Origin of the sequence: Ruminococcus sp. 1001136sp1 (assembly GCF_039841815.1) — a bacterium.
Lineage (GTDB): Bacteria > Bacillota > Clostridia > Lachnospirales > Lachnospiraceae > Blautia_A > Blautia_A faecis.
This window is the reverse complement of record NZ_JBDPGY010000008.1, coordinates 106,322-127,274: the sequence shown is the minus strand read 5'-3', so window position 1 is coordinate 127,274 and position 20,953 is coordinate 106,322. Positions and strand designations below refer to the sequence as shown.

The following is a 20,953-nucleotide window of genomic DNA, read 5'->3' as shown; positions in this document are numbered from 1 at the left end:
TTTATAGCGTGTTTGGCAGGGAAATTAGAGAGTTGGATTAAAATGTTAGAAAATATTCTTGTTGTATATCTGGTTTTCGTTAATATTGCAGCATTCGGGATGTATGGCATCGATAAACAGAAAGCCATCCGGAAACAGTGGCGCATCCCGGAGGCTCAGCTTCTTGCGGTGGCTGCCATTGGCGGTTCCGCTGGGGCTCTTCTTGGAATGCAGTTTTTTCATCATAAAACCAGAAAGTGGAAATTCCGTCTGGGTGTGCCGTTAATTCTGGTAGCGCAGTTGATACTGTGGAGAGTTTTGCAGTAGGCGGTGGATAATTTGTTCCCAAAATGAATTTCCGGTGGAAAACAGGGCAGATTGCCCTGTTTTAAATGGGTATTAGTTCCTGCCGCTTTTGCGATTTTGGGCGGAGTGGACGAAATAGTTTTTGGATAATAAGGGACAGAGTTGTTTGTGGGAAAGGACTGAAAAAAGGAGATGGGAATTTGGAAGGACAGGTTATAGAAAATGCAGTTCAGGAGACTGTCCAGGAAACAGTGGATAAAGTAAACTCCAACTGGGATCAGATCAAGGCTTACTTTAACGGTCATATTCCGGATTTGATCAGCTTCGGAATGAAAGTGGTTCTTTCTATTGTAGCGTTTTATGTGGGAACAAAGCTGATCAAGTGGCTGCTGAAGGTTGCGAAGCGTTCCATGGAAAAGGCCGGCATAGACATGGGGGTTGCCCAGTTCATCTGTTCTTTTGGGAAATTTTTGCTGTATCTGATTCTGATTTTTAATATAGCTACTAATTTCGGTGTGAAGGAATCTTCCGTAGCAGCTCTTCTGGGAACTGCCGGCGTTACCATTGGTCTTGCTTTGCAGGGCGGTCTGGAGAATCTGTCTGGCGGTGTTATGCTGCTTTTGTTTAAGCCCTTTCAGGTAGGAGATTATATTATACAGGATCAGGCTGGTGGAACGGAGGGAACCGTATATAAGGTTGAGATGTTCTATACGACCCTGATCACCATTGACAATAAGCACGTAATCATTCCAAATGGAAAATTATCCAACAGCACCATTATCAATGTAACTGCGCAGAATTTGCGTAACCTGGAAATCAAAGTGGAAATTTCCTATGATTCCGATATTAAGAAAGCAAAAAAGCTTTTGCAGCACATTTTACAGGAAGATCCCGGAACCAAATCGGACAAAGACATGCTGGTCTTTGTAGACGAACTTGCTGACAGCGCCGTAGTCATGGGCCTTCGCGTCTGGGTGCCTACCGATAAATACTGGAAGATCAAATGGCGCCTCAATGAGAAAATCAAAGAATCTTTTGATGCCAACGGAATTTCCATTCCGTATCCACAGATGGATGTACATGTTGTGGAGACAAATAAAGACAAATGATAATAGATATATAATAGAAAATATGAAATAGATGTACAAATAGATTTCCTATTGAAATTATCTTATTTCTATTGTATAATCCACCATGAAAAGAAAATTTCTTCGGGGCAGGGTGATCGAAATCCTTGGAAATCGAAATTCCCTACCGGCGGTATAGTCCGCGACCCGCTTTGGCGGCTGATTTGGTGAAATTCCAAAACCGACAGTAAAGTCTGGATGAGAGAAGAACGCGCAGAATATGTAGATCGGTTGATTTTTTTGTACGTGCTCATTGCCCCGGAAGAGATTCCGGGGCTTTTTATGTGGTGATTTTAACGTTACTGTTTACTGGTAACATTTTAATCCCATACTTGCAGAAATTTTCTTTAAATATTATAATTTAAGGAGCAATGAGTATGAGCGAACAAGTAATCAAAAATGGAAACGTAATGGAGCGAAGCCGTACCAGAACCATTGCCCAGGTAGCGATGTTAGGTGCTGTGGCAGGTGTGTTGATGAATTTTGAGGTACCGCTGCCATTTCTGGCACCGTCCTTTTATCAGTTGGATTTCTCTGAGATTCCAGCACTGATCGGTTCTTTTGCAATGGGACCTGTAGCAGGTATACTGATTGAACTGGTGAAAATTCTGGTACATCTGGTAACCAAGGGAACTATGACAGCAGGCGTTGGTGATGTGGCAAACTTCCTCTTTGGCTGTTCTTATGTAGTTCCAGCCGGACTGATTTATCGTTATCAGCATAAGAAGACAAGAACACACGCAGTGGCAGGTATGGCAGCAGGTGTAATTCTTACCACAGTGCTTGCATGCTTTGTAAACGCATTTGTACTTCTTCCGGCATACGGCAAGGCATTTGGAATGCCGGTACAGGCATTTATTGAAATGGGTGCAGCAGTACACAGCGGTGTAACCAACCTTCTTACTTTTGCAATTATGATCCTTGTACCATTCAATTTATTCAAATACACATTAACCTCAGTGATCGTGTTCTTTATTTATAAAAGAATCCGTGTGATTCTTCGCGGTGACTGATTCTCTGTTCCTTGGTGAGATCCAGCGAGACCTCTGACCAGAACAGCAAGAACTGACGAAAAGAGGTTCCTATGGGAAAAATCAACAGCATTACCAAACAGACAGATAATCGTTATGTAAACCTTTATAATGTAAAAGCCACCAGTGTGCACAATACCCCGGTAAACTATTTTGTGTCTTCCCGTGCAAAAGATGTAGACAGCCTGAAAATGGTGACACATAAGAACAATCCGGACGGTGTGATCATTTATAGCATTTATGGCGAAAAACATGACAAAGTGGTGTTGATTCGCCAGTATCGTTATACATTAGGTGATTATATTTATGAATTTCCAGCTGGTCTGGTAGAGCCAGATGAGAATTACCATGAAGGCGCAATTCGTGAAATGTACGAGGAAACCGGACTGAAGCTTGATCCTATTCCGGTAGCAGAAGCTTACCAGAAGCCCTATTTCACTACTGTAGGAATGACAGACGAGTCTTGTGCGACTGTATATGGATATGCCAGCGGCGAAATCAGTTCCAAGGCACAGGAAGATACGGAAGAGATTGAAGTGATTCTGGCGGACCGCGAGGAAGTGAAGCGGATTCTGAAGGAAGAGAATGTAGCGATCATGACGGCATATATGCTGATGCATTTTCTGGAAGATAAGGAACCATTTGGATTTTTGAATAAAATCAGATAATAATAAAATCCCCGGAAGTCCGGGGATTTTATTATGTAACAGGAAATTCCGTTGGAATTTACAAGCCCTGCCGGGCAGGATTCTTTTTTATTCATAGTATTCAATATCCTGATCGGAGGTATCCTCCGTATAGTCTCCTTCGCTATCGGAACCAGAACCATCTCCATTATCAATATAATCCCAGTTCTCATTGTTATCTTGTCCGGAATCATCGGAGGTATCTTCTGTATAATCCGGAATATCGGAAGTGTCACTTCCTGAGCTATCTCCAGAATCCTCAGTAGGATAAGTGATCTGGTCGCTTCCTGAAGAATCGCCGTCCGAAGAATCATAGCTGTTGTCGTAGGAGCTATCTTCCTGGCTGTAAATTGGAAATTCTTCCTGCTGTGCAGCTTCCGCTTCTGCAGCTGTTTCAGGAGCCTCTGTTAATGTGGTCTTGGCAGTTGGCACTCTGCTTTCTTTGGGAACGACTACGGAAATTCCCACCATAGCCACACTGAGCAGAATCGCAGTGGATGCAATGTGGAACTCATCTCTGTATTTCATAAGCTTTACACCTCGTAAGTATCTTTCATTAATGATTCAATGTTCTATGCTGAACGGAATCATAATATTTCTTTTAACGATATTCAACAGATATTCCCATTATAACATATCTTCAGATGATTTTGTAAAAATAGTATCGTTTTTTACAATACATATCCATTCCCATAAACTATAATACGAACAACTTAAGAAAAAGAACCAACAACGTAAAAGACAAAGGCGTCTGCAATTTATTTTGCAGGCGCCTTTTTGGCGAAGAAAGTCCCGGACAGCAGATTTGTCCGTCTATCAAAAAAGGGGGAAATACCATGGGTACACGTATTACAGAGCATCCGATTTTAGGAGTACCGCAGAAGGGAAGATTAGTAAATTTCACATATGATGGTCAGAAGATTCAGGGGTATGAAGGGGAACCAATCGCAGCGGCATTAAAAGCGGCGGGAATTTTGATTCACCGTTACACGAAGAAGGAGCATACGCCTCGAGGAATCTTTTGTGCAATTGGCCGCTGCACAGACTGTGTTATGGTTGTGGACGGAGTTCCAAACGTGAGAACCTGTGTAACCCCGCTGAAGGCAGGAATGAAGGTTCAGACACAATACGGCGTATCGGCAGAGCCATTTGAGGAACAGAAAACAGGAGGACAGACAAGATGAAAAGATATGATTTGATCGTAGTTGGCGCAGGCCCGTCTGGTCTGTCAGCGGCAATTGAGGCAGCAAAAAGAGGATTGAAGGTAGTTGTATTTGATGAGAATGAAAAGCCTGGAGGACAGCTGTTTAAGCAGATCCATAAATTTTTTGGCTCCAAAGAGCATAAGGCGAAGATCAGAGGCTTTGTAATCGGTGAAGAGCTTCTTGCAGAGGCGGCTAAGGCAGGTGTTGATGTAGAACTGAATTCCACAGTCATTGGAATGTATCAGGACAAAGAAATCGTGGTAAAAAAGGGAGAAGAAATTTTCCATTATAAAGGAGATGCCATTATTATTGCCACAGGAGCAGCAGAAAATATGGTTACCTTCGAGGGCTGGACGCTTCCGGGTGTGATTGGAGCAGGAGCCGCACAGACCATGATGAACCTTCACGGTGTAAAGCCTGGAAACCGGATCCTGATGCTGGGAAGCGGAAATGTTGGTCTGGTTGTTAGCTTCCAGCTGAAACAGTGTGGCTGTGATGTGGTTGCATTGGTTGACGCGGCACCGAGAATCGGAGGTTATGGCGTACATGCTGCAAAGGTTGCCAGAACGGGAGTTCCATTTTACCTTTCCCATACCATTGTGAAAGCAGAAGGAAAAGATCATGTGACAGGTGTAACGATTGCGGAAGTTGACAATCATTTTCAGTTTATTCCAGGAACAGAAAAGCATTTCGACGTGGATACCATTTGCCTGGCAGTTGGTCTTTCCCCAATGTCACAGCTGTTAAAAATGGCCGGCTGTGAGATGGAAGATAATCCGAAGCGCGGTGGCCAGGTGCCAATCGTAGATGAGTATGGGGAGACCTCCATTAAAGGAATTTTCGTAGCGGGCGATGTATCCGGAATCGAGGAAGCAAGCTCCGCTATGATCGAGGGAAGAATTGCTGGAATTGCAGCTTCCAGATATCTTGGCTACATAGAGGAGGCAGAACTGGAAGAAGGGGCAAAGGTAAACGAGGCAGCCCTTGACGGACTTCGCCAAGGCATGTTTGCCCCTAAGAACAGAGGCAGGCTGATCGAAAAGACAGAAGAGGGAATCGATGTTTCCATGAATCTTCTCACAAAAGGCTATGTGGCAGATGAGGAAATTGAACGCTTTCCGGGAGTTACCCACAGAGCAGGCGTTCATCCGGTGATGGAATGCACACAGAACATTCCCTGCAACCCCTGTCAGGATGCATGTCCAAAGCACTGCATTAAGATTGGGGCACATATTACCTCCCTTCCGGCTGTGGAGGAAAACGCCACATGTGTTGGATGCGGAATGTGTGTAGCCTCCTGTTCAGGACAGGCCATCTTCCTGGTAGACGAAACCTTTGAACCTGGTTTTGCCACAGTCACCATTCCTTATGAATTTCTTCCTTTGCCGGAAAAAGGGGAAAAAGGACTGGGACTTGGAAGAAACGGTCAGTCGGTTTGTGAGGCAGAGGTGATATCGGTAAAGAGTGCGAAAGCCTTTGACCATACCAATCTTCTTACCATAAAGGTTCCGGCAGATATGGCAATGAAGGCCAGATTTTACAGAGCAAAATAAGGCGGAGGGATTGTATGATGGAAAGTATTTATGACAGAACCGTTCAGCTGGGAGAATACGTCCCGGAGCCTGACGATGACAGAATTATATGCAGATGTGAGGAAGTAACAAAAGGAGAAATCAGAAGAGCAGTTCACGATGGAATGTTTACCATCACAGAGATCAGAAGATATCTCCGCTGTGGAATGGGGCTTTGCCAGGGACAGACCTGCGCCAAGCTGGTAAAGAGGATCGTGGCGGCAGAGCTTGGAGTTTCCCCGGCACTTCTGGAACCGGCAACCTCAAGAGCTCCCATGAGACCCTTAGAGATGAAAATTTACGCAAAGGAAGGTGAGGACGATGAGTAAGACAGCAGATGTGATCATTGTGGGAAGCGGCGTAATTGGATGTGCTACAGCCTATTATCTGGCCCAAAAGGGGACTTCCGTAATCGTCCTTGACCGTGATGAGAGTATTGGAAATGGCGGTTCTGCCAGAAATGGAGGCGGTGTCCGCCAGTCAGGCCGAGATCCAAGGGAGTTGCCACTTGCCATGTATGCAGTGAAAAATATGTGGCCGGTTCTTTCAGAGGAGCTTGGAATCAATGTGGAATATCACAAAGAGGGCAACCTGCGGCTTGGAAAAACAGCTCGTCATATGGAAATCCTCCAGGGGCTTACAGACCGGGCAACTGCCTGTGGGCTGGATGTAAAAATGATCGATGGGAAAGAGGTTCGGGAAATCAATCCGTTCTTAAGTGATGAGGTAATTGGAGCCAGCTGGTGCGCCACAGACGGACATGCAAATCCTCTTTTGACCACTCTGGGGTATTACCGGGCAGCAAGGAGACTGGGCGTTCAGTTTTTCACCGGGGAAGAAGTTGTGGAGCTTCAGAAGGTGAAGGGAAAGCTGAGGAAGGTTGTTACGCAGAAAAACGTTTACGAGGGCGATAAGGTAATTGTGGCGGCTGGTTATGCCAGCAGGAAGCTTCTTGGCACTGTGGGAATTGATGTTCCAATGTCAAATGATCTGATCGAGGCGCTGGTTACAGAGGCAGAGCCGAAAATGTTTGGTCAGATGCTTGGTACTGCGGATGCAGATTTCTACGGACACCAGACAGACCATGGCTCTTTTGTATTCGGCGGAGCTTCCGGATTTGAAACAGTGAATAAAGATAATGGACATAATATGACTTCGGGAATTACAGCTCCTTGTATCTGCCGTGGAATTATGAAGTATATCCCGAAGCTGGCAAATGCAAAGATTGTAAGGACCTGGGCTGGTTATGAGGATGTTTGCATTGACGGTGTACCGGTTCTGGGAAATGTGGACGAGGTGCCGGGGCTGATCGTGGCATGTGCGTTTACCGGGCATGGATTTGGAATTTCACCGATTGTGGGAAAATTGCTGGCGGAAACGGCACTGGAAGAGGAGACAACGTTAGATCTGTCAGCGTTCAGGTATGATAGGTTTCATGCCGCGATTTAAAATAAGCTAAAAATTTCACACGTTAAAATGCTAGTGTACAAAAATAAAAAGATGTGCTATACTCCATCCTAGCGAAGCCAAGCGAATTAAAGCGGCTCCTGGATGAGTATATTTGACAGCTACAGACTCAGAAAGGAGAATGGCGATATGGATTCCAAGATTGATTTTTTGTATTTAAGTGAACCGGATATGATCAAAGCAGGCGTAAAGGACATGAAATCCTGCGTGGATGTGATGGAGGATCTTTTGATTACATTATATAAAGGTGACTATGTAATGGGAGGTGCTAATCATAATTCCCATGGCTGCATGATCATGTTCCCGGATGATCCCCAGTTTCCTGGAATGCCGAAGAATGCAGATGACAGAAGATTTATGGCAATGCCGGCGTATCTGGGCGGCAGCTATCAGATGGCTGGAATGAAATGGTATGGTTCCAATGTAGAGAACAAGAAAGTGGGATTGCCCAGATCTATTCTTATGATGATGCTGAACGATAAGGATACTGGTGCTCCACTGGCGCTGATGTCAGCAAATCTGGTAAGCGCTTACCGTACCGGTGGAATTCCTGGAGTTGGCGCGAAATATCTGGCGCGAAAAGACTCCAGGGTAGTTTCCATTATCGGACCTGGTGTTATGGGAAAAACATCTCTGGCAGCTTTCGTCAGTGTCTGCCCGAACCTGGATACGGTGAAAATAAAGGGAAGAAGCCAGCGGTCTCTGGATGCTTTTACCCGGTTTATCAGGGAGGAACTGCCTCAGATCAAAAATATTGAGATCTGTGATTCTGTGGAGGAAGCAGTAAAGGACAGCGATATCATCAGCTTTACCACAACTGTCCGTGATGATGTTTCTTCCTTCCCTTATATTAACGGAGACTGGATCAAAAAGGGCGCGCTGATCAGCATGCCGTCAGCTGCAAGATTTGACGATGATTTTCTTGCAGGCTGTAAGCTGGTGGTAGATAACTCCAAGCTTTATGAGGCCTGGGAGGAAGAGTATCCTTATCCTACCTATCCGCAGGTTCAGATCATCGGAACCAAGTTCACAGACCTGAAGCATGATGGAAAAATTAAGGCAGAGGACATTATCGACATCACAGACATTATTGAGAAGAGACATCCGGGAAGAACAAGTGATGACGAGATTATCGTATATTCTGTAGGAGGCATGCCAGTTGAGGACATTGCCTGGGGTGGAACCGTTTATCGCAATGCAGTGAAGCTTGGCATCGGAATAAAATTACCGCTTTGGGACAAACCGGAGATGGCGTGAGGAAAGGCTCCATAGCGGTGGATTTCAGGAGCTGAGCCTATGGAAGACAAGAAAATCGTAACTCCGGTGCAGCCTTATCTGACACTGGATGCGGAAGATTATCAGGAATTATTGAACAGAAGAATGGGAATTTCCAGTTTTTATGAATTTAATGTAAAAAACGGAAACTCAGGGAATTTTCGGGCAGTTCCAGATGGGAGCACAGATCTTGTTTTTGGAATTGGAGAAAAGGATGTAAAAGTTCTGATTGGTGGAACGGTGCTGAAGGCAAAGAACTGGGAGTTTGATGATGGGAGATATTATTTTGGGGCAAGATTTTTGCCAGGAAAATGTATTTTGCCAAAATCTCTTTCCATAAAAGAAGTGGTAAATGCAGATGTGGAGATTGACCGGAATGAGTATGGAAGCGGACTTACGGAGAGCCTGGCGGAGGCGGCGGATGTAAAGCAGAGGGCGCAGATCCTGATGCAGTATCTTTCCCGCAATCAGGGAAATCACTCAAAGGATTCTGCTCATGTTCTGGAAGAATATATGCGGCAGAGAATTTACGCTACAGATGGAAATATTTCCATTCAGATGCTAAGCCGTGAGACAGGATATTCGGAATGTTACATCCGCAGAGTGTTTAAGGAAATCCATGGGATTTCGCCAAAAGAGTTCGAGCGGTTTATCCGTTTTCAGGCTTTTCTGGGAGAAATTACCAAGTCGCCAGAGCAGGCGGGAAGTGAGGAGACGGCTTTGAACTGTGGATATTATGACCAGTCTCATATGCTGAAGGATTTCCGGGCTTTTGCAGGGACCACACCAGAGAAATATAAAAAGTATCTGGCGGCGAAGGACAGAAGTAAGAACTTAGCAGCGGGGAAAATAGAATTGAGAGTTTAAAATTCCAATTTTTGGATGAAAGATAGCGGGAATAGAGGATAAAGATATTAATCTGGCTGGAGGATGATTGTTATGGAATTATCAAGAATTGAGATTATTACAGGAATGTCAAAATTTAACGGATTGAAATCTGCTTTGAGCAAGGCTGGTGTTCGCGGAATGACAGTGACACAGGTGCTGGGATGCGGTATTGAGAAAGGCACTAAGGAATATGAAGTGGATGAAAACTATGAGATGGAGCTGCTTCCAAAGCAGCAGATCGCGGTGGTTGTAGAGAAGTCCAAGGTACCGGAGATCGTGGAGCTGATTAAACAGGAGCTTTATACAGGACATATTGGTGACGGAAAGATTTTTGTTTATGATATTACAAATGTAATCCGTGTGAGAACTGGCGATGAGGGAATTGATGCACTGTAGAGTGTGTTTGAAAAAGGCTTTCTGTAAGCTATTCAAACAACGTGCCAGCGTTATTTCCCACAGACTGGTACAGCGCGATATTTGATCTGTAATGAAGGAGAGTGATTCAGGATGGAAGAAAAGGACAGAACTTTGGGACTGCGAAGTGTGGTTTCCATCTCGGTTGGACTTGTTATTGCGACCAGTTGTCTGGTTTCTCTGGGACAGGGAGCCGGAAGTATTGGTGTGGTATTTATCGGGGCAATGGTGATTGCCTGTCTTTTGAATATGACCACGGTGGCATCGCTCTCTGAGCTGAATGCCCTGATGCCAAATACCACAGGAGGTCTGGCTCAATATACTCTGGCCTGTATGGGACCTTTTCCCACACTGATTTCTATGGTAGGCGGATATTTGATCTGCAATATCATGTCATCAGGTGTTGAGGCTTCTATTTTTGCTTATGCTATGGCATCTACCATTCATCTGCCGATTCCGAGCCTGATGTACACCTTCATTATGACAGTAGTGGTTATGATCGCCAACCTTTACGGTGTGGATATGTTTGCCAAGATCCAGGATCTGGTAGCATTTCTTCTGGTTGGGTCTATGTTGATCCTTGGTGTGATCGGTATGCTGGGACTGGGTACAGGGGAAGTGGTGCATCAGCCTTACAGTATGGCCACGGATTTTAAAGGTGTTGTGTCCACCATAGCAGTGGCATTCTGGCTGTTTATCGGAGCGGAATATGTAATACCGGTATCTAAGAATGTGAAAAATGCCAGAAGAAATGTCCCTCTTGGAATGATGATCGGACTTGCCTTGATCTGTCTGGTGCAGTCTGTGATGGTTCTTGGTTTCCATAACTATACACCCTGGGCGGAACTGGAAAATTCCGCTGCACCACACCTGCTTTATGGTGGAAATCTTCTTGGCAATGCGGGAAAAGTGTGGATGACGTTTGTTTCGGCACTTGCAGTTGTAAGTACACAGAATTCTACCGTAAACGGTCTGGCAGGAATCTGTCAGGGAATGGCGAAAATGAACATGATGCCTCGTGTTTTTGCAAAAACGAATAAACATGGGGTTCCGTATTTCGGAGTTGTATTTGTAAGTGCATTTATTTTCGTATTCGCAGCCCTCAGTGATGGCTCCTCAGATGCCATTTCCTTCCTGATCCTGGTTGGCTCTGTTTTCTGGATGATCTCTTACATACTGGCTCATATTGATGTACTGATTCTGCGCAAAAGACTTCCAAAGGCACCTCGTTCCTTTAAGGTTCCCTGCGGTCCTCTTTTCCCAATTATCGGAATCTGTGGAACAGTATATATGATTCTGAATATTTCTACAGATCCTGTAGAGAGGAACATGATCTGGCTGGTAACCGGCATTACCTTCTTGGTGCTTGGTATTTACTCCTTTTTCTGGATTAAATACAAGATGAAAATGCCCGTATTCAAAAGTGTGCCTCTTCAGAAGGTTATGGCCATGGAGAACAGTATGTATTATACTATTCGGAAAAGGCGGGGAATGTGGCGGTAATGCGTAGAATGCGGTAACAGATAAATAGTTTATAAAGAAAGAGACGTTTTCTTTCCCGGTGAAGAAAGAGAACGTCTTTTTTTGCTTTTTAGAATTTTTGTAGATAATTTGAAGGCAGAATAGTCACAAAGACTGGATAAAATAGTCAGTTTGTGGTAAATTATATAAGAAAAACAGTAACTTATTTATCTGCTTTTATAAGTTTTTTTGTGGAGGGAACGGATAAGAACAGATAGTATAAGAATATAATTTCTATTATAAGGAAGGTGAGCAATTGGAAAATTATACTAAGTACAAGCTGAAAAGCAGTGATGAGCTTGCATCAGTGCTGAACGGCAAGGACAACCTGTTTGTGATTGCCTGTAATAAGTGCTTTAAGGAATTTGAGACGGTTGAGGAACCGGATTGCGATGAATTCCTGAAGTTTGCAAAGGAGCAGGGAAAGACTGTCACAGGTAGTGCGAAAGTTGATTTCTTATGCAACAAAATGCATACAGAAAGAAAATTGCAGGATCTGCTTCCGGAAGGAACAGAGAATGTGGTAGTAATTTCCTGTGGTCTTGGTATTCAGACTGTTGCAGATCTGGTAGGTAAGCCGGTTGTTGCTGCAAGCAATACCCTTAACTACAGAGGTCATCATGGCATGGCACTTACCAAGAAGAGCTGTGATGCATGTGCACAGTGTTATCTGAATATTACCGGTGGTGTCTGTCCCATCGTTGACTGTTCCAAGAGTCTTGTGAATGGTCAGTGCGGTGGAGCAAAGAATGGAAAATGCGAAGTAGATCCCAATAAGGACTGCGCATGGGAGAAAATTTACCAGAGACTGGCGAAACAGGGACGTCTGGAAGAATTCCTCAATCAGCCCGTACAGGTTCGTGATTTCTCCAAGGTTAATTTCAAGGTGATCAACGATTATGTGAAATCAATCAGAGAAAACCGATTAGATGGTTACTATGGCGGTGTTCATCCGTCAGAGCGCAAGGAATTCAGTGAGCACATTGCTCTTAAGAAGTTCCCGGATCCGAAGACGGTTGTAATTTCCATGTCTCAGCATCTGGGTGCTCCGGCGAATCCCATCGTTCAGGTTGGTGATACAGTAAAAGTCGGTCAGAAGATTGGCGAAGCTGCCGGATTTATCAGCGCTCCTGTACATTCCAGCGTAAGCGGAACAGTAGTTGCTGTTGAACCTCGTATGCACGGCACAAGAGGTAGTGAAGTGATGGCTGTTGTTATTGAATCGGATGGAAAAAATACTCTGCACGAATCCGTACAGCCACATGGAGACCTTGACAAGCTTACTCCGGATGAAATCATTGAGATCATTCGTGAAGCAGGAATCGTTGGTATGGGTGGTGCAGGTTTCCCGACCTGTGTCAAGCTGAAACCGGCGAAACCAGTTGATACCATCCTTCTCAATGGATGCGAATGTGAACCGCTTTTGACAGCAGATCACAGAGTACTTCTTGAGTATGCGGATGATATTATTTTTGGTCTGCGAGCAGTTCTTAAGACAACCGGTGCCCAGAAGGGTATCATTGTTATTGAGGATAACAAGCCGGATGCCATTGAATTAATGCAGGAAAAAGTTGCCAATATCGGAGATATGGAAGTATTTGTTGCCAGAACCAAATACCCACAGGGCGCTGAGAAAACTCTGATCAAGCGTGTTATGGGCAGAATTGTTCCAAGCGGCGGTCTTCCGGCAGATGTTGGTGTTGTAGTAGATAATATCAGTACAGTAAAGGCAATTTCAGACGCAATCCAGACAGGAATGCCTCTGATTGAGCGTGTTGCAACTGTTACAGGTGAGAAGATCAAGAATCCTGGAAACTTTATCATCAAAATTGGTACAAGCGTAAGAGAGCTGATCGACTACTGTGGTGGATTTACAGATGAGGATGTTCTGGTTAAGATGGGCGGACCTATGATGGGATTCCCTCTGAATACACTGGATGTACCTATGATGAAGGGATCCAACGGTATCATTGCAATTGATACAGATGAGACCAAAGAGCAGCCATGTATCAAATGCGGACGCTGTGTAGATGTCTGTCCGATGGAGCTGTCTCCGCTGTACTTTGTAAAATATGCCAAAGACGAGAACTGGCAGGGCATGAAGGACATGAATGTTATGGATTGTGTTGAGTGCAGATGCTGTCAGTATATCTGTTCTTCCAAGATTCCGATCATCGACAGTATCAAAGCCGGAAAAAATGCAGTAAGGGGGATGAAGTGATATGTTGATTACCCAGTTAAAAGCAAAAGAAGCAATCACATCACTGACAGCCGGAAAGAAAGTTTTCATTATTAACTGTCATGGATGTAAAGAGGTTCATTTTCCGGAAAAAGAAGCTGTTGAATTTCAGAAGGAGCTTTCCGCTGAAGGAAATGTGACAGGAATTATGACTACTGATTATATTTGTAATCCGGAAAATATGGAGCTGCGTCTTCAGAAACATATGAGCAAAATTCAGGAAGCAGATATGGTTCTTGTATTTTCCTGTGGTGTTGGTGTGCAGACAATTTCTGAATATCTGGAAGATAAGATGGTCTGTGCTGCCTGTGATACATATCCGGTACCTGGTTTCCAGGGAGTGACACCATTAGAATATAAATGCGATCAGTGCGGTGAGTGTTATCTGAATCTGACAGGTGGAATCTGCCCGATCACAGCATGTTCCAAGAGCCTTGTGAATGGCCAGTGCGGCGGTTCCAAGAATGGAAAATGCGAAGTGGACAGTGAGATGGAGTGTGGATGGGAGCGTATTTACAGACGCCTGAAAGAGATTGGACGCCTTGATGTGCTGAAATGCCCGACACAGATCCACAATTTTGCTACAGATGATGAAGTGAAATAAAAGGTTAATCCTAAATTTTTAATGATTGGAGCAAATATAATATGAAAATGAAAGAATTATTCGATCGTGGTGAATTTGCAGTTTCAGCAGAAGTAGGACCGCCGAAAGGAATCCATGTAGATGAGCTGGTAGAAGAAGCCAAAACATACCTTACAGGTGTTCATGCAGTTAACGTAACAGATAACCAGTCTTCTGTTATGCGTCTTGGATCTCTTGCAATGTGTAAGGTTCTTAAAGATGCAGGCATGAATCCCATTTTCCAGCTTGCATGCCGTGACAGAAACCGTATCGCTCTGGAGTCTGATCTTCTCAGCGCAGCTATGTTTGGTATTGACAATATTCTCTGTCTTACCGGTGATCATACTAAAATGGGCGATCATCCTCAGGCAAAACCGGTATTCGACCTTGATTCCGTATCTCTTCTTCACACAGTGAAGCTTCTGGAGTCTGGCGTAGATCTTGGTGGAAACCAGCTTGTTGGAGAGCCTCCGAAATTCTCCAAGGGTGCTGTTGTTTCTCCATGCAGTGATTCTGTCGATGCACAGCTTGCAAAGATGGAGAGAAAGGTTGCTGCTGGTGCTGATTATTTCCAGACACAGGCTGTATTTGAGCCGGAGAAATTTATCAAATTTATGGAAAAAGCAAAACAGTTCGGAAAACCTGTACAGGTTGGAATTATTATTCCGAAGTCCGCTGGAATGGCGAAATTCATGAATAACAATGTTGCCGGCATTCATGTTCCGGATGAGATGATCGAGGAGCTGAAGGCAGACAAAGAAAAGACAAAAGCCGGAATTACCGGTGTTGAGATCGCTGCACGTATTATCAAAGAGTGCAAGCCATACTGCCAGGGTGTTCATATCATGGCACTTGGCTGGGAGTCCAAGATTCCGGATCTGCTGAAATTAGCTGAAATCTAAAATTAAAATTACATGGGCCGTCTGAACCATGAATGCAGGAATCTGCGTTTGTGGAGGATGGCTCGTTTTTTGCTTACTATGAAAATAGTATTGTTTTAAACAGAAATAAACGATATAATTTTATTATTGGGAAGTGAACGGGAGGTACCGGGATGGAAAAGATTATCCCTTTGGAAATCTGTGCGGATATTAAGATCTATGATTATAAGAAAAAAGTAAAATATGATGAGAAATAGGCTAAGGGTAAATGAATTTATTTATCCTTAGCCTAAATTATTAGCTTTGTTGATAATAATTATGCCGGTAAAGATGATCGTCTACCTGCTGCGCCAGGTGATTCATTTCCTCTTGTGCATCAGCACCCATGGCAATATTATAAAACGCATAGGAAAACTGCTTACTGAAGAATGGATATGCGGGGGTCTGCGGTCTGGTAAAAGAGGTGTTCCGTAATTGTGAAAATAAAATATTGCTGTTGCCGGAATCAGCCTGAAAGCTGTCCATTACGTCATAAATCTCTTTTAAAACAGGAATACCCGTTAACTGACTGATCTTCAACTGATTCTGCAGACTGAAAACATAACGGATAAATTCACAACATTCCCTGGGATATTGTGTCTGTCTGGACATACATAATCCCCAGCTTCCATGGGGAGAAGCTGCTTTTATACCATGGGGAAGAGGGATTATGCCGATATTACTATTCCTTTTCTGCGATTGAAAATAGGCACTGGGCAGGGAAAGACTCATGGCAAAGTTTTCAGGAAAATCGGCACTGAGATCCTCCACGTGGGTATAATGATATTTATGAAATAATTCGCCCAGCCAATTCATAGCAGCGACGGAAGCCGGAGAGTTAATATATCCAGAGGTTGCCGTCAGCGTATCGTTAAAAAGGCTGCCGTTGTTCTGCACGATAAATGGCAATCCGGCGTAGCTGTCCCATTCTCCGGATTTTGGAGAAAGACCGCGTCCGGAGTCCATAAGCAAAGGATAGGGAAAAGAAGTTTTGGTCTGTATTGTATGGCAGACATTCAGAAACTCATCCCAGCTCCAGGCATCTTCCGCAGAAGTTGGAATGCGGATACCAAGAGAATAGAACAACTCCTTGTTATACAGAATACATAAAGTGGATTCCGTATAACCTAGATGATATAGTTTTCCCTGATAGGTTCCCTGTGTCACAATGGGAGACAGAAAAGAGGATAGGAAAGACGAATCCATATATCCATCAAACGGCAGCAGAGAATTCATATATGCCCAATAGGGGACATCAGGACCGTCCAGGGACAGAATATCCGGTGCATTTCCACTGGTAAAGCTTTGCAACAGCGAGTCACGCAGAGGAGCCTTATCATTGGTGAGAAAAGTCGGTGTTACGGAAAATTCGGAAAAAGTTAGATTAAATTGTTCGATCAGAGAGATCCAAAAATATTTCTCATTATCTTCCATAGGACATAAATAAATAGATAGGTTTATTTTATCTTTGGAGCGGTCTGCTACAAAAGTGCCTTTTCCTTGCTGCCGTATAATATATCCTTCAGCTTCCAGACATTTCAGGGCTTGTGTAATAGTGCTTTTACTTACATTTAAAGTACGCATTAATTTATTATCAGAAGGGATGAGATCGCCGGGACGATAATATCCGCTTTCGATTTTCTGGACAAATTCATTTTTTATAAGCATGTATTTTGGTGTTCTGGTGTTCATAAAATCCCCCATATTTTGAAAAGTGATTGACAATATATTTTTGTTATGCTAATATCATAGCATAAGTTATTCGAACAAACAAGATTAAATAAAAAAACTCTCTGCAAAAGCGGAGAGTTAAAAAATAAAACAAGTTATTCGGACAACCGAACAACAAGAAAGAGGAGAAGATGAAAAAAACATTTTCAAAAGAAAAATTATTTGACAGAACACCGCGGGTCTTTAAGCGGGATGCAACGGAAGTCCGTTTTCTGCTGGGCGGAATCGGAACAGGTAATTTCTCTGTAAATTCAAGAGGAAAGTTCCTTGACTGGGAAATCTTTAACTGGCCTTCGAAAAATACGAAATTTCCTCTTTCCTTTTTTGCAATCCGTACGGAAAACAAAGAACTGGAAAGACCTATATCGAAAATTCTGGAATCGAGAATGGTTCCGCCATATACCAGCTCGCACGGATACCTTCAGGCTGAATTAGTAAATCTGCCAAGAATGGAAGATTCGGAGCTGATTTGTGAATATCCTTTTGCAAGAGTGAATTTCAAAGATTCAGAATTGCCCGTAAAAGTGTCAATGGAAGCCTATACACCGTTTATTCCTTTAAATACAGATGATTCCAGTATTCCCTGTGCAATTATCCGATACACGGTGAAAAATATTGCAGACTGTCCGACCAAAGTAAGCCTGGTAGGCACACTTCCCAATGCATCTGGTTTTGAAGGATATGATGTTATTGAGAACCTAAAGCTGGCTGATAGCGTAAAAAATGAATATCGGGAATTTGATGATGTGAAGGGCTTGTATTATTCACCCGAACACTTGAAAGAGGATCATTTACGGTATGGAAATATGGCGATTCTGACCAGTGGATCTAATGTAACCTATAAAACACAGTGGTTTGACGGCGAATGGGTGGATGGAATACAGGATTTCTGGGATGATTTTACCGGTGATGGACTTTTGGAAAAAGAGACCGTATCTGACAGTGTGGGATGTGAATTTGCACAATTTCATAATTTCAGTTTCCTGAAAAGAAGAGAAAAGATCGGATCCATCGGAGCCTGGGAAGAACTTCAGCCGGGAGAAGAAAGAACTTTTGAATTTGTCATTACATGGTATTTTCCTAACAGAGTAAAGGCATGGATCGAATTTGATGAGGACTACGAGAAATTCCAGCGCGGTGAATACGGAACAGTGAGAAATTACTATGCAACAAAATTTACAGATGCATGGGATGTCGCAAAATATGTATATCATAATAAGGAACGACTGGAATCCGACAGCAGAAAATTTGCCGATGCTATGTTCCATAAGACTACATTACCTTATTATGTGATTGATGCTCTGACTGCAAATATTACGAATCTTCGAAGTAATTTATGTTTCCGGCTGGAAGATGGAACCTTTGCCGGATTTGAAGGGATACGAGACTATATAGGCTGCGGTTACGGTAGTGTGCCTCATGTATGGAATTATGCACAGACGGTTGCATTTCTGTTCCCGGATCTTGAAAAAACAATGCGTAATGTAGAATTTTTGAGAGAAACAGATGAGACAGGATGTATGTCTACACGAATGTTTTCCGTATTTGATCAGGAACGGTATGCAATGGTTCCGGCCTGTGATGGAGAACTTGGAAGTGTTGTTCGTGTCTACCGGGATTTCAAGAATCTCGGGGATGTAGAATTTTTGAAGACCATTTGGCCCAAAGTAGTGTTGGCAATGGAATATGCCCTGAAACAATGGGATCTGGATGGAGATGATGTACTGGATGGTCAGCAGAATACAACCTATGATATTGAATTCTACGGACCGAATCCCATGACGGACAGTATCTTCCTGGCAGCATTGAAATGCTGTGAAGAGATGGCTGAGATTGTAGGGGATGAAGAACATCATCAGTTATACGCAGATGCTTACGCGAAAGGAGCTGCAAGAGCCGATGAACTGATGTTTGACGGGGAATATTATATTCAGGTACAGAAGGAGATTGATAAATATAAATATCAATTCGGAAAAGGCTGCCTGTCAGATCAGCTTCTCGGACAGTTCCTGGCATATATGGCTGGAATCGGGGAAATTTTACCGAAAGAGCATGTAAAATCTGCTATGGAATCCGTATTCAAGTATAATTACAAAACGGATTTTTATCATACAGACAGTGTGCACAGAGCATATGCGATCAATGAAGAGCATGGAATGGTAGTAGCTACCTGGCCGAAAGGCGGCAGGCCTAAATTCCCGTTATCCTATGCCGGAGAGGTGTGGACAGGAGTAGAGTATGAAGTAGCCGTTAATCTGATTTATTCAGGTTGTGTAGAGGAAGGTCTGACTGTGGTAAAGTCAATTCGGGATCGTTATGACGGATACAAGAGGAATCCGTTCAGTGAGATTGAGTCCGGTCATCATTATTGCAGAGCAATGGCAAGCTGGGGAGTGCTGAATGCATTATTGGGACTGCAAAGTGATATGTATCGCGGAACCGTGTCATTCCATCCTGCAATAGAAGGTGAAATGTCCAGCTTCTTCATTTGTGGAAAAGCATGGGGTATCTACAGTCAGAAGGAAGAGAATGGGAAAATGTGCAAACATATTGACATTCTATATGGGACGTTAGATGATATTCATGTACAAGAATAAGGAGGGCACAAGATTATGATAAAAAAGTATTGGAGAAAAATGATGGCACTGACTTGTGCGTCCGCTATGCTGTTTACAATGGCAGGATGCGGAAATGCAGAAGGGACTACAGACGGCGCAGAGACTGAGCAGAGTTCTACGTCCGCAGATGGGGCCGGACAGATTACGATCAAGTTTGCAGAGCATGTTGCTGATATTCAGGCACAGGAGCCGCATCTGCAGAAGATTATCACTGCCTTTGAAGAAAGCCATCCGGGGATTAAAATTGATATTACGGGTAAAGAAGTGTCCGAGCATAATACACAGATGACTTTACTGGCAGGAGAAGATAAGCTTCCGGATGTTTTCTGGCTGGAACAGGCAACCGCAAAGGAGTTTGCACAGAATGGGGATTTATATGATCTGACGGATGCATTGGATCAGTATGGTATCAATGACAGCCTTCTTCCCGGACTGGTGCATTCATGTACCGTGGACGGCAAAGATGTGGCAATGCCCAGTGAAGTTATGATGGTAGGATTTTATTATAACAAAGATCTCTTCCAGCAGGCAGGAATTGAAGAAGTGCCTGTTACCTATGAAGAGTTCCTGAATGCGGTAGATAAGCTGAATGCAGCCGGAATCACACCGCTGACCGTGGGGGCGCAAGATAATTACAGTATCTGGGCATTTGAGACAATGCTGGCAAGATATGGATTCTTTGAAAAGCTTGACGGTCTGAAGGATGGAAGCATTTCATGGAATAACGAAGACTTTATTCACTATTTTGAAAAAGTAGAAGAAATGCGTGAAAAAGGAACTTTCACAAAGGACATTTCCAATATTGGATATTTTGAAGCAAAAGAGCAGTTCCTCGCTGGAAATGCAGCAATGTTCAATTCCGGAGCATGGGATATCGGTGATTTTGAGGGAAGTGATATTGCTTCTAAAATCGGATTCTTCTGGGGACCTACCTTTTCCGACAGCCAGTATGAGCAGCAGATCGGAATCAAGGCATCCGGCGGTGTTTATGTAGTATCTTCAAAGGTAGCAGAAGATCCTGCGTTGTTAGATGCAATTATGCAGTTCTGGCAGTTCTATTATGGCGAAGAGGGAACCAAAATCATTGCTGAGGATACCGCGGCATTACCGTGCTCTACATATAATGGACAGATTGATGAGAGCCAACATCCTGTACTTTCCACGATGATCACGGCATTAAATGATGATTGGAAAGCAGTAACTGAGCCGTTTAATTCACTTTCGTCCAATGTGGCATATGGATATTTTGATGCTACCTTCGGTGTTATGACCGGCGTTTACACACCGGAAGAAGCAGCTGATTATGTAGAAAATTTACAAAGTGCCGAAAGATAAAATTAAAAGAGCGGTATG

The 20,953-nt window shown here is 43.6% G+C and carries 19 protein-coding genes and 1 riboswitch; of the genes, 17 read left to right on the top strand and 2 right to left on the bottom strand.

Going from position 1 to position 20,953, the window contains the following annotated elements:
• The first annotated feature begins 42 nt into the window (after nucleotides 1–42).
• The 4 genes from ABHC48_RS08905 to ABHC48_RS08890 all read left to right on the top strand — a co-directional run bounded on the left by ABHC48_RS08905 (nucleotide 43) and on the right by ABHC48_RS08890 (nucleotide 3,111).
• On the top strand, nucleotides 43–306 hold the full coding sequence (locus tag ABHC48_RS08905; RefSeq protein ID WP_195699569.1) for a DUF1294 domain-containing protein: 264 nt from the start codon (nucleotides 43–45) through the stop codon (nucleotides 304–306).
• Nucleotides 307–485: 179 nt separating this feature from the next.
• Nucleotides 486–1,394, top strand: a complete 909-nt coding sequence (locus ABHC48_RS08900) for a mechanosensitive ion channel domain-containing protein (protein WP_226815076.1) — start codon at nucleotides 486–488, stop codon at nucleotides 1,392–1,394.
• A gap of 94 nt (nucleotides 1,395–1,488) precedes the next feature.
• A riboswitch (FMN riboswitch) is annotated at nucleotides 1,489–1,626 on the top strand.
• A gap of 163 nt (nucleotides 1,627–1,789) precedes the next feature.
• Complete coding sequence (locus ABHC48_RS08895; RefSeq protein ID WP_118580386.1) at nucleotides 1,790–2,425, top strand: ECF transporter S component; 636 nt, start codon at nucleotides 1,790–1,792, stop codon at nucleotides 2,423–2,425.
• A 71-nt stretch (nucleotides 2,426–2,496) separates the two neighbouring features.
• Entirely contained in the window at nucleotides 2,497–3,111 is a 615-nt protein-coding gene (locus ABHC48_RS08890) for an NUDIX hydrolase (protein WP_118580392.1), read from the top strand.
• Between the two features lie 87 nt (nucleotides 3,112–3,198).
• On the opposite strand, the gene ABHC48_RS08885 is transcribed toward ABHC48_RS08890, so the two are convergent.
• On the bottom strand, nucleotides 3,199–3,657 hold the full coding sequence (locus ABHC48_RS08885) for a hypothetical protein (protein ID WP_195409050.1): 459 nt from the start codon (nucleotides 3,655–3,657) through the stop codon (nucleotides 3,199–3,201).
• Between the two features lie 308 nt (nucleotides 3,658–3,965).
• On the opposite strand from ABHC48_RS08885, the gene ABHC48_RS08880 reads away from it, so the two are divergent.
• From ABHC48_RS08880 to ABHC48_RS08830, 11 genes are all read left to right on the top strand, one after another.
• Nucleotides 3,966–4,313 (top strand): (2Fe-2S)-binding protein, encoded by a 348-nt coding sequence (locus tag ABHC48_RS08880; protein WP_118580398.1) that lies wholly within the window; start codon nucleotides 3,966–3,968, stop codon nucleotides 4,311–4,313.
• The gene (locus ABHC48_RS08875; RefSeq protein ID WP_195699567.1) at nucleotides 4,310–5,887 is read left to right on the top strand and encodes an FAD-dependent oxidoreductase; all 1,578 of its coding nucleotides are present in this window, start codon (nucleotides 4,310–4,312) and stop codon (nucleotides 5,885–5,887) included. The genes ABHC48_RS08880 and ABHC48_RS08875 overlap by 4 nt, the downstream gene beginning before the upstream one ends.
• Nucleotides 5,888–5,904: 17 nt before the next feature.
• Nucleotides 5,905–6,234, top strand: coding sequence for a (2Fe-2S)-binding protein (locus ABHC48_RS08870; protein WP_118580504.1), 330 nt, complete (start codon nucleotides 5,905–5,907; stop codon nucleotides 6,232–6,234).
• Nucleotides 6,227–7,354 carry an FAD-binding oxidoreductase gene (locus ABHC48_RS08865; RefSeq protein WP_195699566.1) on the top strand — a complete coding sequence of 376 codons (1,128 nt, stop codon included), beginning with the start codon at nucleotides 6,227–6,229 and terminating at the stop codon, nucleotides 7,352–7,354. Before ABHC48_RS08870 ends, ABHC48_RS08865 begins: the two co-directional genes overlap by 8 nt.
• Before the next feature lie 147 nt (nucleotides 7,355–7,501).
• Entirely contained in the window at nucleotides 7,502–8,629 is a 1,128-nt protein-coding gene (locus ABHC48_RS08860) for a tyramine oxidase subunit B (protein ID WP_195699565.1), read from the top strand.
• Nucleotides 8,630–8,668: 39 nt separating this feature from the next.
• Complete coding sequence (locus ABHC48_RS08855; RefSeq protein WP_195699564.1) at nucleotides 8,669–9,514, top strand: helix-turn-helix domain-containing protein; 846 nt, start codon at nucleotides 8,669–8,671, stop codon at nucleotides 9,512–9,514.
• 72 nt (nucleotides 9,515–9,586) lie between these two features.
• Complete coding sequence (locus ABHC48_RS08850) at nucleotides 9,587–9,931, top strand: P-II family nitrogen regulator (RefSeq protein ID WP_195409055.1); 345 nt, start codon at nucleotides 9,587–9,589, stop codon at nucleotides 9,929–9,931.
• A gap of 111 nt (nucleotides 9,932–10,042) precedes the next feature.
• The gene (locus ABHC48_RS08845; RefSeq protein WP_195699563.1) at nucleotides 10,043–11,452 is read left to right on the top strand and encodes an APC family permease; all 1,410 of its coding nucleotides are present in this window, start codon (nucleotides 10,043–10,045) and stop codon (nucleotides 11,450–11,452) included.
• A 274-nt stretch (nucleotides 11,453–11,726) separates the two neighbouring features.
• Nucleotides 11,727–13,691, top strand: coding sequence for an electron transport complex subunit RsxC (gene rsxC / locus ABHC48_RS08840; RefSeq protein ID WP_195699562.1), 1,965 nt, complete (start codon nucleotides 11,727–11,729; stop codon nucleotides 13,689–13,691).
• Nucleotide 13,692: 1 nt separating this feature from the next.
• Entirely contained in the window at nucleotides 13,693–14,313 is a 621-nt protein-coding gene (locus ABHC48_RS08835) for a methylenetetrahydrofolate reductase C-terminal domain-containing protein (protein WP_195699561.1), read from the top strand.
• Nucleotides 14,314–14,354: 41 nt separating this feature from the next.
• Nucleotides 14,355–15,233: a methylenetetrahydrofolate reductase gene (locus ABHC48_RS08830; RefSeq protein ID WP_118071790.1), complete on the top strand. Its 879-nt coding sequence runs from the start codon at nucleotides 14,355–14,357 to the stop codon at nucleotides 15,231–15,233.
• Nucleotides 15,234–15,509: 276 nt separating this feature from the next.
• Here the strand turns inward: ABHC48_RS08830 and ABHC48_RS08825 are convergent, their stop codons facing one another.
• Nucleotides 15,510–16,943 (bottom strand): extracellular solute-binding protein, encoded by a 1,434-nt coding sequence (locus ABHC48_RS08825; protein ID WP_195699560.1) that lies wholly within the window; start codon nucleotides 16,941–16,943, stop codon nucleotides 15,510–15,512.
• A gap of 170 nt (nucleotides 16,944–17,113) precedes the next feature.
• Between ABHC48_RS08825 and ABHC48_RS08820 the strand changes: the two genes are divergently transcribed.
• Complete coding sequence (locus tag ABHC48_RS08820; protein WP_195699559.1) at nucleotides 17,114–19,579, top strand: GH116 family glycosyl-hydrolase; 2,466 nt, start codon at nucleotides 17,114–17,116, stop codon at nucleotides 19,577–19,579.
• A gap of 15 nt (nucleotides 19,580–19,594) precedes the next feature.
• Nucleotides 19,595–20,935 (top strand): extracellular solute-binding protein, encoded by a 1,341-nt coding sequence (locus ABHC48_RS08815; protein ID WP_347505403.1) that lies wholly within the window; start codon nucleotides 19,595–19,597, stop codon nucleotides 20,933–20,935.
• Nucleotides 20,936–20,953: the final 18 nt, after the last annotated feature.

Excerpts from the sequence above, each read along its gene's own strand:
- ABHC48_RS08835 (WP_195699561.1), top strand. The coding sequence starts at position 13,693 with ATGTTGATTACCCAGTTAAAAGCAAAAGAAGCAATCACATCACTGACA.
- ABHC48_RS08870 (WP_118580504.1), top strand. The coding sequence starts at position 5,905 with ATGGAAAGTATTTATGACAGAACCGTTCAGCTGGGAGAATACGTCCCG.
- ABHC48_RS08820 (WP_195699559.1), top strand. The coding sequence starts at position 17,114 with ATGAAAAAAACATTTTCAAAAGAAAAATTATTTGACAGAACACCGCGG.
- ABHC48_RS08895 (WP_118580386.1), top strand. The coding sequence starts at position 1,790 with ATGAGCGAACAAGTAATCAAAAATGGAAACGTAATGGAGCGAAGCCGT.
- ABHC48_RS08850 (WP_195409055.1), top strand. The coding sequence starts at position 9,587 with ATGGAATTATCAAGAATTGAGATTATTACAGGAATGTCAAAATTTAAC.
- ABHC48_RS08860 (WP_195699565.1), top strand. The coding sequence starts at position 7,502 with ATGGATTCCAAGATTGATTTTTTGTATTTAAGTGAACCGGATATGATC.
- ABHC48_RS08815 (WP_347505403.1), top strand. The coding sequence starts at position 19,595 with ATGATAAAAAAGTATTGGAGAAAAATGATGGCACTGACTTGTGCGTCC.
- ABHC48_RS08890 (WP_118580392.1), top strand. The coding sequence starts at position 2,497 with ATGGGAAAAATCAACAGCATTACCAAACAGACAGATAATCGTTATGTA.
- ABHC48_RS08880 (WP_118580398.1), top strand. The coding sequence starts at position 3,966 with ATGGGTACACGTATTACAGAGCATCCGATTTTAGGAGTACCGCAGAAG.
- ABHC48_RS08875 (WP_195699567.1), top strand. The coding sequence starts at position 4,310 with ATGAAAAGATATGATTTGATCGTAGTTGGCGCAGGCCCGTCTGGTCTG.
- ABHC48_RS08830 (WP_118071790.1), top strand. The coding sequence starts at position 14,355 with ATGAAAATGAAAGAATTATTCGATCGTGGTGAATTTGCAGTTTCAGCA.
- ABHC48_RS08825 (WP_195699560.1), bottom strand. The coding sequence starts at position 16,943 with ATGAACACCAGAACACCAAAATACATGCTTATAAAAAATGAATTTGTC.
- ABHC48_RS08855 (WP_195699564.1), top strand. The coding sequence starts at position 8,669 with ATGGAAGACAAGAAAATCGTAACTCCGGTGCAGCCTTATCTGACACTG.
- ABHC48_RS08905 (WP_195699569.1), top strand. The coding sequence starts at position 43 with ATGTTAGAAAATATTCTTGTTGTATATCTGGTTTTCGTTAATATTGCA.
- ABHC48_RS08845 (WP_195699563.1), top strand. The coding sequence starts at position 10,043 with ATGGAAGAAAAGGACAGAACTTTGGGACTGCGAAGTGTGGTTTCCATC.
- ABHC48_RS08885 (WP_195409050.1), bottom strand. The coding sequence starts at position 3,657 with ATGAAATACAGAGATGAGTTCCACATTGCATCCACTGCGATTCTGCTC.
- ABHC48_RS08865 (WP_195699566.1), top strand. The coding sequence starts at position 6,227 with ATGAGTAAGACAGCAGATGTGATCATTGTGGGAAGCGGCGTAATTGGA.